General features: G+C 68.0%; 8 protein-coding genes and 1 pseudogene. 4 read left to right on the top strand and 5 right to left on the bottom strand.

Annotation, left to right across the window (positions count from 1 at the left end; genetic code table 11):
* Nucleotides 1-248: pseudogene (locus tag BDIM_RS17955) on the bottom strand (hypothetical protein); the annotation flags it as partial.
* A 128-nt stretch (nt 249-376) separates the two neighbouring features.
* Here BDIM_RS17955 and BDIM_RS10395 point away from each other — a divergent pair.
* A complete protein-coding gene (locus BDIM_RS10395) occupies nt 377-1,789 on the top strand; it encodes a DUF4139 domain-containing protein (RefSeq protein ID WP_003165555.1) in 1,413 nt (470 codons plus the stop codon).
* Nucleotides 1,790-1,865: 76 nt separating this feature from the next.
* Nucleotides 1,866-3,395, top strand: coding sequence for a DUF4139 domain-containing protein (locus tag BDIM_RS10390; RefSeq protein ID WP_248601213.1), 1,530 nt, complete (start codon nt 1,866-1,868; stop codon nt 3,393-3,395).
* A gap of 44 nt (nt 3,396-3,439) precedes the next feature.
* On the opposite strand, the gene pth is transcribed toward BDIM_RS10390, so the two are convergent.
* From pth to BDIM_RS10370, 4 genes are all read right to left on the bottom strand, one after another.
* On the bottom strand, nt 3,440-4,045 hold the full coding sequence (gene pth / locus BDIM_RS10385; RefSeq protein WP_003165553.1) for an aminoacyl-tRNA hydrolase: 606 nt from the start codon (nt 4,043-4,045) through the stop codon (nt 3,440-3,442).
* Between the two features lie 120 nt (nt 4,046-4,165).
* On the bottom strand, nt 4,166-4,783 hold the full coding sequence (locus tag BDIM_RS10380; protein WP_003165552.1) for a 50S ribosomal protein L25/general stress protein Ctc: 618 nt from the start codon (nt 4,781-4,783) through the stop codon (nt 4,166-4,168).
* Between the two features lie 150 nt (nt 4,784-4,933).
* Nucleotides 4,934-5,998: a hypothetical protein gene (locus BDIM_RS10375; RefSeq protein WP_040345725.1), complete on the bottom strand. Its 1,065-nt coding sequence runs from the start codon at nt 5,996-5,998 to the stop codon at nt 4,934-4,936.
* Nucleotides 5,999-6,109: 111 nt separating this feature from the next.
* Nucleotides 6,110-7,045 (bottom strand): ribose-phosphate pyrophosphokinase, encoded by a 936-nt coding sequence (locus tag BDIM_RS10370; protein WP_003165551.1) that lies wholly within the window; start codon nt 7,043-7,045, stop codon nt 6,110-6,112.
* 211 nt (nt 7,046-7,256) lie between these two features.
* On the opposite strand from BDIM_RS10370, the gene BDIM_RS10365 reads away from it, so the two are divergent.
* Nucleotides 7,257-8,120: an outer membrane protein assembly factor BamD gene (locus BDIM_RS10365; RefSeq protein ID WP_003165550.1), complete on the top strand. Its 864-nt coding sequence runs from the start codon at nt 7,257-7,259 to the stop codon at nt 8,118-8,120.
* A gap of 94 nt (nt 8,121-8,214) precedes the next feature.
* The coding region (locus BDIM_RS10360) for a DNA repair protein RecN (RefSeq protein WP_040345722.1) at nt 8,215-9,646 on the top strand (1,432 nt) is incomplete at its 3' end.

The raw sequence follows: 9,646 nt of genomic DNA, 5'->3' as shown, positions 1-9,646 counted from the left end.
AGGGCCGCCAGCAGCGGCATGACGCAGGCGGCGCATTTGGCCCCCATATGCTCCTTGGCCGGGCCGTCGACGCCGCCGGACTGAATGGTCTGAGGACCGTCGGCCGAGCAGATGACGATGGGCTGCCCGGGCGTGGAGGCCGCCAGCGCCGCGAAGGGCATCAGGCTGCCGATCACGATGGCGAACGTCGCGGCCAGGAAGGCCAGCGAGCGCCAGGTCGACCAGTTTTCTGCCTGAGAGCGGGTCACGGGGCAGGGCTTAAACCTTCCCAGACGGGGAAGCTAGACCGGCGAGGGGCGACGCGGCGTCGCGCGCGGCCTCGACAAGATCGCCTTCGCAGTGCAGCGTGACGCTTGGACAGTCATCGAGGACACGCATGATCCGCGCCATCGGACCCTTCGCTCTCGCCCTGCTTCTTGCCGCGCCTGCGGCCGCGCAACAGGTGGAGGAGGGGCCGGGCGGTCCCGATCGCGTCTCCCTGACGGTCTACAACCAGAACATCGCCCTGGTGGAGGACGTGCGGAACCTGAACGTGCCCGCCGGGCGCTCGCGTCAGGAGTTTCCGGGCGTTTCGGCAAGCATCCGGCCCGAGACGGTGGGCCTGTCGGGGCGCGGCCTGTCGGTGGTCGAGCAGAACTTCGACTATGACCTGCTGACGCCGGGCAAGCTGATGGAAAGCGCCGTCGGCAATGAGATCGGCATCGTCCGCACCAACCCCGGATCGGGCGCCCAGTCGACCGAGCGCGCGCGCGTGCTGGCGGCGAATCAGGGCGTGGTGCTGCAGATCGGCGACCGTATCGAGGTGCTGCGCGACGACGGCGTGCCGACGCGCGTCATCTTCGACCGGGTGCCGCAGAACCTGCGCCCGCGTCCGACGCTCAGCGTGACGCTGGACGCCGAGGGGGCTGGTCGCCGCGAGACGACCCTGTCCTATCTGACCTCGGGCCTGACGTGGAAGGCGGACTATGTCGCCCGTTTCGACGAGAAGGCGGGCAAGCTGGACCTGACCGGCTGGGTGACGCTGACCAACAACTCGGGCGCGACCTTCAGCAACGCTCAGACGCGGGTGGTGGCGGGCGACGTCAACCTGATCAATCAGGGCGGCTATAATCCGCGCCCGCCGGTCCGTGTGTCCAATACGCGCGGCAATGGAACCCAGTCGGGCGGTGAGGGCGCGCTGGCCGACGTCTATGTCTATCCTCTGCCCGAGGCCGTGACGGTCGCCAACAACCAGACCAAGCAGGTCGGCCTGATCGACGCGGCGGGCGTGCCCGCGACCAAGCGCTATCTGCGGGTGGTCGACGGCTTCTACAGCGCCGAAGAGCCGATCGCGGCCGAAGTCGGGGTCATCTTCGCCAATGGATCGGGCGACGCGGCGCGCGCCCTGCCTGCGGGGGTGATCCGCGTCTATGTGAAGGATGAGGCGGGCGAGCCGCGCTTCATCGGCGAGAGCCAGGTCGACCACTCGCCCGCCGGGGCCGAGATCGTGGTGACGACGGGCGACGCCTTTGATGTGACGGTGCAGCCACGTCTGGTGTCGTCCGAGCGGGTGTCGAAGCGCCTGGTCGACTATTTCCGCACCCGCTACGTCATGGAATACACCGTCCGCAACGCTCGGCCCGAGCCGGTGACGGTCGAGGTGCGCCAGCGCGGTCTGGGCCGCGACACCGAACTGACGGATCAGAGCATCACGGGCGAGATGCGGGACGCGCGCACCGTCGTCTGGCGTGTGCCGGTGCCCGCCAACGGCGAGACCAAGCTGACCGCGACCATCACCACGGGCGGTTGATCTCATGCGCCGCCTTCTGGCGATCACCACTGCGCTGAGCCTTCTGGGGCCCACAGCCTGGGCGCAGACGGAGAGCGTGTCCGCGCGTCCTGACGGGGCGACGGTGGTGATCTATCGCGACCGTCCGGTCGATACGGTCGCCCTGATGGAACAGTCGCGCCAGCCGTGGAGCCGGCTGGATCGTCAGGGGCTGGCCCTGATCGTGGAGACGCGCACGGTCGATCTTCCGGCGGGCGAGGGGATCATCCGTTTTCGCGGACTGGCCACCGGCGTGGTGCCGCAGAGCGCGGTGCTGGAGGGCCTGCCCGCCCATGTGGTCGAGCGCAACGCCGACTTCGACCTGCTGTCGCCGGCCAGTCTGATGGAGAAGTCGGTGGGCGAGGTGGTGCGCGTCGTTCGCACCAATCCGGCGACTGGCGAACAGGTCGAGAAGGCCGCGGTCATCCGTGCGGGCGCTCAAGGCACTGTGTTGGAGATCGACGGCCGGTTCGAGGCGCTGGACTGCTCGGGCCAGACCGAGCGGGTCGTGTTCGACCGCGTGCCAGAGGGGCTGGGCGACCAGCCGACCCTGTCGGTGCGTACGCGGGCCGAGCGAGCGGGACGGCATACGGTGACGCTGGCCTATCTGACCACGGGGCTGCAGTGGTCGGCCGACTATGTGGCCCGCCTTAACCCGACGGACGGGACGCTGGACCTGACCGGCTGGCTCACGCTGGCCAATTTCGGCGGCACGGGATTCCCCGCCGCCCCGGTGCAGGTGGTGGCGGGCACGCTGAGGAAGGACGCAGGCACCGTGCCGGTCGAGCCGATGGTCCGCTATCAGCAGAATGAATGCTGGCCGCAGGGGACGACGACGCTGGGCAGTGGTCTGCAGCCCACTTACAAGCAGGATCGCGTCGAATACACAGGGCCTCCTGTTATTTTACCTGGTCCGCCTCCGCCCCCTGTGCCTATGGCCGCGCGAGAGATCACCGTAACCGCCATGGCGCGTCAGGGCGAACTGGGCGACTACAAGATCTACACCCTGCCTGAGCCGACCACGGTAGCGGCGCGCCAGACCAAGCAGGTGCGCTTTCTGGAGCGCGAGGCCGTGGCCTATGAGCGGGTCTATCGCGCCGGGGTGCTGAACCCGGACGAGGAGACGCAGCCCACGGCCATCGTCATGAAGCTGCGCAATGAGGAGGGCGCCGGGCTGGGCGTGGCCCTGCCGGGCGGTTCGGTGGCGGTGATGCAGCCGGACGGGGCGGGCGGCGTGCTGCTGGCCGGTCAGGATCGGTTCGAGGACAAGGGCGTGGGGCTGCCGGTGCGGTTGGCCTTCGGCGAATCGTCGGACGTGCGGGTGCAGACGCGGCTGGTGAAGTCCGGCAGTTCGACGCGCGGCGCCGTCACGACCGAGCGCACCGAGGTTGAGACCACAGTCACCAACGCCCGCTCTGAGCCGGTGACGGTCGAGCTGGTCGCCGATGCGGCCGGGCAGCGCGGTTTCCGTATCCGCAGCCAGTCGGTGCGCAGTCGGGTGGACGACACCGGCTATCCGGTCTGGACGCTGAGCGTGCCGGCGAATGGCGCGGCGACCCTGAAGGCGGCGTGGACAACGACGGATTGAGGCTGTGATTCTCCCTCCCCATGAAGGGAGGGAGAGGCGTTATGTTACTCCCCCTTCGCCGCCTGCCGGGGGCTGAATTTAGGCGCTGGAGCCAGGCGCATGACTTCGCCCTGATAGCGTTCGTCGTCGCCATTCACCGCGAAGGGCAGGGCGTCGGCGCAGGCCTGCAGCATGGCGTCCAGCCACGGCTTGTCGGCCTTGTGGAAGTCGCCCAGGACGTGGGCGTGAACCAACTGAGGCTCGCCAGGGTGGCCGATGCCCATGCGGGCGCGGCGGAAGTCGGCGCCCAGGTGGCTGATCAGGCTGCGAATCCCGTTCTGGCCTGCTGCGCCGCCGCCCTTCTTCATGCGGAAGCGGCCGGGAGCCAGATCGATCTCGTCGTGGAAGACGATGACGTGTTCGGGCTTCACCTTGTAGAAGCGCGCCGCCTCGCCGACGGCGCGGCCGCTCTCGTTCATATAGGTCTGGGGCTTCATCAGCAGAACCTTGGTCCCCTCGACCTCGCCGTCGGCGACGATCGACTGGAACTTGGCGCGCGAGGGACCGAAGCGCCAGCGGTCGGCGATTTCGTCCACGGCCATGAAGCCGATGTTGTGGCGGTTCTTTTCGTATTTGGGGCCGGGATTGCCCAGGCCGGCGATGATGATCATGCGATCCTCATGCCTCGTGCTTCGGGCAAAGAAAAGCCCCGCCAGGCGAACCGGGCGGGGCTGATTTCTGATCCCCTCAGGCAGCCCTGCATCGCGCGCAGGGCGATAGGGGAGGAAACCTTAGGCTTCTTCGGCTTCGCCTTCGGCGGTGGTGTCGCCGGCGTCCGACTGAGCGGCGGCCGAGTTCTTGATCGCGGCGATCATGAAGTCACGGTCGGTGATGGTCGGCGCAGCGCCTTCCGGCAGTTGGATGTCCGAGATGCGGATGTTCTCGCCGATCTCGCGGCCCTTCAGGTCGACGACCAGTTCAGCCGGGATACGGTCGGCGCGGACCATGATCTCGACGGTGTGGCGAACCACTTCCAGCATGCCGCCCTGACGGGTGTAGGGAGCTTCGTCGGCGTTGACGAAGGCGACCGGGATTTCGATCTTGATCTCTTCCTTGGCGCCGACGCGCATCAGGTCGAAGTGCAGCGGACGGTCGGAAACCGGATCGAACTGGATGTCCTTGGCGATGACCGGCTGGGTTTCCTTGCCGTACTTAAGGGTCACCAGATGACCGATCAGCTTGCCGGTGTACAGCGACTTGCGGAACTCACGCTCGTTCACGGAGATGGCCACCGGGGCTTTGTCGCCGCCGTACAGCACGCCGGGGACGGCGCCTTCGCGGCGCGCGGCGCGGGCGCCGCCGGTGCCCACGTTTTCGCGGACATCAACGTTCAGAATGATCTCAGCCATCGGGCTCGCCTTCAATACAAGTAAACGCCTGCGCAGAACCGTGTCCCGCGCGGCGGGGTCATGAACCCTTCGAATTCAAGAGCGCGGGCTATTACACGGAACACGGGGCGGACGCAACCGCCCCGGCTCAGCCCACAGCGATAATCAGCCTCAGCCGTGCGGGGACGCGGTCGGCGAAGACTGGTTCTGCGCCTGGGCCATCGGCGTGGGCGCGCCTGCAGGCGGCACGGCCACGGTGATGGTGGGCATCGGTCCCGTGTACTGCGAGGTGCACTGGGCCAGGTCGCGAACGACGTGACGACCGGCGCAGAAGATGTCCTCATAGTTCGGCTTGGCCGCCGCCAGGCACTGGAACAGCATCAGCTTCGACATGCTGAGGCAGAACTCATTGTTCGATTCGGTCGTAAGGGCGTCGGTGTTCGCCTTGGCGTCCTCGCCCGCCGCGCCCAGGGCCGCCAGGGCCGCGATGGCCAGGGAGTTGACGATGGCGGGCGTGAAGGGCGCGCCGCGCTGGGCGGCGGTCAGGTTCAGGCCCGAGCCGCTGTTGGCGGCGGCGAACAGGCGGGCGCTGTCCTCGGCCGAGGGCAGGCGCGGCACGGCCGACAGGGATTTGGCGCCTTCCAGGCGGCCGTTGCGGTCGGCGACGGGCTGGGTGGCCCAGCGGCGGCGCGGGTCGCGACGTTCCTGGATGGTGTAGGCGTCCGTCTCCACCGCTTCGGCAAGGGCGGTCATGGTCGCCGCGTCCTGGCCCATGGTGCTGGCGATCAGGCCGGCGGCGGCTTCCGCGCCGGGCAGGGTGGCGGCGTAGGCCGGGTCGGCGACGATTCGCGACACCATCTGCTGACGCTGGGCCGGATCGGAGGCGAACTGGCGCACGCCGGCGACGTATTCAGGCGACTGCAGAGCCAGGATGGCGCCGTAGGCGATCATGCCGCGCGACAGCTGGCCGGCCTCGACGGCGGCGCCCTTGCGGACGGCGGCCTGAATGGATTCGGCGTCGGGGAAGCCGGCCTGGATCGACCCGACTTCGCGCACGAAGGCGACGTAGACCGAGGCGGCCTCGGCCACGCTCTGGTTCAGCGCCAGGGCAGGGGGCGGCGGCGGGGGCGGCGCAGGGGGCGGCGCTTCCGGCTCAGGCGTCGAACAGCTGGCCAGGACGGCGGCGGCGGCGACAGCGGCGACGGAGAGGCCGCGACGCAAGAAGGCCTGGGGCATCGGCGATCTTCCCTTGCTTTTAAGCGATACGCACTTGGACGGGCGTCGGAGGCGCGAGGCGCCTACCGAACTACAAGCCCTTATATCGCGGAGGGAATGGTTAGCCGAACCTTAATCGAACAGCTTTGAGACCGACTCTTCGTTGGCGATGCGCCGAATCGCCTCGCCCATCAGCGGAGCCACGGGCACGCGACGGATCTTCGAGCAGTTCAAAACTTCGTCAGGTTGTTCGATGGAGTCGGTGATCACCAGCTCCTTCAGCGGGCCGTTGGCGACGCGGTCGACCGCCGGACCCGACAGGACGCCGTGGCTGATGTAGGCCGAGACCTCGGTCGCGCCGCGGTCGATCAGCGCCTTGGCGGCGTTCACCAGGGTGCCGCCCGAATCGACGATGTCGTCGAACAGGATGCAGCGGCGGCCTTCGACGTCGCCGATGATGTTCATGACTTCGCTCTCGCCCGCCTTGGGACGGCGCTTGTCGACGATGGCGAGGTCGGCGTTCAGGCGGCTGGCCAGCGAGCGCGCGCGCACCACGCCGCCGACGTCGGGCGAGACGATCATCAGGTCGTCGCCCTTCGGATAGTTGTCCTTGATGTCCTGGGCCAGGACGGGCGTCGCCACCAGATTATCGGTCGGGATGTCGAAGAAGCCCTGAATCTGGCCGGCGTGCAGGTCCATGGTCAGCACGCGGTCGGCGCCGGCGCGGGTGATCAGATTGGCGACCAGCTTGGCCGAGATCGGCGTACGGCCGCCGGTCTTACGGTCCTGACGGGCGTAGCCGAAGTAGGGCATGACGGCCGTGATCCGCTTGGCCGAGGCGCGCACCAGCGCGTCGGTCATGATCAGCAGCTCCATCAGATTGTCGTTGGCCGGATATGAGGTCGACTGGATGATGAAGACATCCTCGCCGCGCACGTTCTCCTCGACGACGGCGAACACCTCATTGTCCGCGAAACGCTTCACCTGGGCCTTGGTCAGCGGCATGTCCAGGTGGGCAGCGATGGCCTGGGCCAAGCTCCGGTTCGAATTGCCTGCGAGCAGCTTCATTGACCGGTCATCCTTTCGCCGTCATCGCTCCGCCAATAGTCGCGGATGCGTTTCTGGACGCGCTCTCTAGGCGGCGAACGGTGCGGCGTCCAGCCGTGTTCCGGTCGGATCTTCGATTTCAGCCGATTGGCTTGGGCGCGGGCGCTGTTATAGAGGACGCATCCTGCTAACGAGGGCGCGTGTCGCGTGTCCGCGTCCCGAAGGCATCTTGATGAGGTCGCCCTTGCTCGCTTCGAAGTCTCGTACCGGCCTGACCCTGTTGACGGTCGCCGTCGCGGCCCTGTCGCTTTCCGCCTGCGCTGGCAACAAGCCGCGCCAGAAGCTGGCCTATGAGGAGCGTCCGGTCGAGGCCCTCTACAACACCGGCTATCAGCGCCTGCAGTCCAAGCGCTGGATGGACGCCGTCGACTACTTCCAGGAAGTGGAGCGTCAGCACCCCTATTCGGAATGGGCGCGTCGGGCGATCCTGATGCAGGTCTACGCCTATTATCAGAACAACAACTATCAGGACGCGATCGCGGCGGCTGACCGCTTCATCGCCCTGTTCCCAGGCAATCCGTCGGCCAGCTACGCCTTCTACATGAAGGCTGTCTGCAACTTCGAGCAGATCGTCGACGTGGGCCGGGACCAGGGCTACGCCGAGGCCGCCCTGGCGGGTCTGCGCGACGTGGTGCGTCGCTATCCGGGTTCGTCCTACGCCACCGATGCGCGGGTCAAGATCGACATGGTCAACGACCAGCTGGCCGGCAAGGAAATGACCGTCGGCCGCTATTACCAGCGCGCCAACCAGCCGCTGGGCGCGTTGAACCGCTACAAGGCCGTCATCAACAACCCCGACTTCCAGCGCACCTCGCACACGCCTGAGGCCCTGTATCGTCTGGTCGAGGTCAATCTGAGCCTGGGTCTGACCGAGGAGGCGACGCGCAACGCCGCCGTCCTGGGCCACAACTATCCGGGCAGCCCCTGGTACGCCGAGGCCTTCGCCCTGCTGCGCGAGCGCGGCGAGAACCCGACGGTTCAGCCTGAAGGCAAGCGCGAATCCTGGCTGCAACGCCTGATCCCCGGCGGCGCCTGATCCGGTCGCAGGGCAGTGACGCGGCGTGATTAAGGCGCTGCGTTCCTGTTCTGTTTCCGGCTAGGATGCGGCGAAACATCGAATCAGATCGCCCATGCTGACCACCCTCTCGATCCGTGACGTCGTCCTCGTCGACGCCCTTGACCTGGAGGTCGAGGACGGTCTGACCGTGCTGACCGGCGAGACGGGGGCGGGCAAGTCCATCATCCTCGACGCGCTGGGCCTGGCGCTGGGCGCGCGCTCCGACGCCGGACTGGTGCGGAACGGCGCCAAGCAGGCCTCGGCTACGGCCGTCTTCACCGCGCCTGATGATGAAGCCCTGATCGCCCTGTTGTCCGAACGCGGCTTCGAGGTCGCGCCGGGCGAAGAGCTGATCCTGCGCCGCGTCGTGTCGGCTGACGGCCGCAGCCGCGCCTATGTCAACGATCAGCCCGCCGGGGTGACGGCGCTGCGCGAGATCGGCGCCCTGCTGGTCGAGGTGCACGGCCAGCATGAAACCGTCGGCCTGCTGGACTGGAAGACGCACCGGGCGCTGCTGGACAACTACGGCGGGCTGCAACCGCAACTGGCGGGCGTAGCGGGAGCGGCCGAGCGTCTGAAGGCGGCGCAGGCCCATCTGGATGATCTGGAAGCCTCGGCCGCCGAGGCTGCGGCCAAGGCCGAGGAAATCGCGCAGAATCTGGCCGATCTCGACGCCCTTGATCCCAAGCCGGACGAAGAGACGGAGCTTGCGGGCGAACGCGCCATCCTGGGCGCGGCGGAGAAGGCGGTGGCCGATCTGGCCGATGCGCGCAATCTGCTGGGCGGCGACAAGCTGAGCCAGCGTCTGGCCTCGGCCCTGCGCGCGGTGGAGCACGCGCGCCAGCGGGCGGTGCAGGCGGGCGCAGAGGGCGATAATCCCATCATCGTCAAACTGGCCTCGGCCGCCGAGGCGGTGGACCGCGCCCTGGTCGAAGCGACCGAGGCGGTGGCCTGTGTCGACGCAGCGGCCGACGCCTTCGACTTCGAGCCGGGCCGTCTGGACAAGGCGGAGGAGCGGCTGTTCGCCCTGCGCGCCGCCGCTCGCAAGCTGAACACGACAGTCGAGGCGTTGCCGGGGCTACGACTGCGCCTGCGCGAGCAACTTCGCCTGATCGAGGACGGTGAAGAGGCGCTGACCAAGGCCCGCCGTGACGTCGCCGTGGCGATCGAGGCCTATGACGTGGCGGCCATGCTGCTGACCTCGGCGCGCGAGGCGGCGGGGGACCGGCTGGTCGCCGCCGTCATGGACGAACTTGGCCCGTTGAAGCTGGAGCGCGCCCGCTTCCGCGTGACGCTGGAGCCGGTCGAAGGGCGTCGCGGTCCGCTGGGCGTCGAGACGGTGCGGTTCGAGGTGGCGACCAACGCCGGAACCGCCTTCGGGCCGCTGGACACGGTGGCGTCGGGCGGGGAGCTGGCGCGTTTCGCGCTGGCGATGAAGGCGGCGCTGGCCAGCCGTGAGGACCAGCGCCAGCCGGTCATGATCTTCGACGAGGTGGATCAGGGCG

Origin of the sequence: Brevundimonas diminuta ATCC 11568, assembly GCF_000204035.1 — a bacterium.
Classification (GTDB): domain Bacteria; phylum Pseudomonadota; class Alphaproteobacteria; order Caulobacterales; family Caulobacteraceae; genus Brevundimonas; species Brevundimonas diminuta.
This window is presented reverse-complemented; position numbering and strand designations above follow the sequence as displayed.

Excerpts from the sequence above, each read along its gene's own strand:
- BDIM_RS10395 (WP_003165555.1), top strand. The coding sequence starts at position 377 with ATGATCCGCGCCATCGGACCCTTCGCTCTCGCCCTGCTTCTTGCCGCG.
- pth (WP_003165553.1), bottom strand. The coding sequence starts at position 4,045 with ATGATCATCATCGCCGGCCTGGGCAATCCCGGCCCCAAATACGAAAAG.
- BDIM_RS10380 (WP_003165552.1), bottom strand. The coding sequence starts at position 4,783 with ATGGCTGAGATCATTCTGAACGTTGATGTCCGCGAAAACGTGGGCACC.
- BDIM_RS10375 (WP_040345725.1), bottom strand. The coding sequence starts at position 5,998 with ATGCCCCAGGCCTTCTTGCGTCGCGGCCTCTCCGTCGCCGCTGTCGCC.
- BDIM_RS10370 (WP_003165551.1), bottom strand. The coding sequence starts at position 7,045 with ATGAAGCTGCTCGCAGGCAATTCGAACCGGAGCTTGGCCCAGGCCATC.
- BDIM_RS10365 (WP_003165550.1), top strand. The coding sequence starts at position 7,257 with ATGAGGTCGCCCTTGCTCGCTTCGAAGTCTCGTACCGGCCTGACCCTG.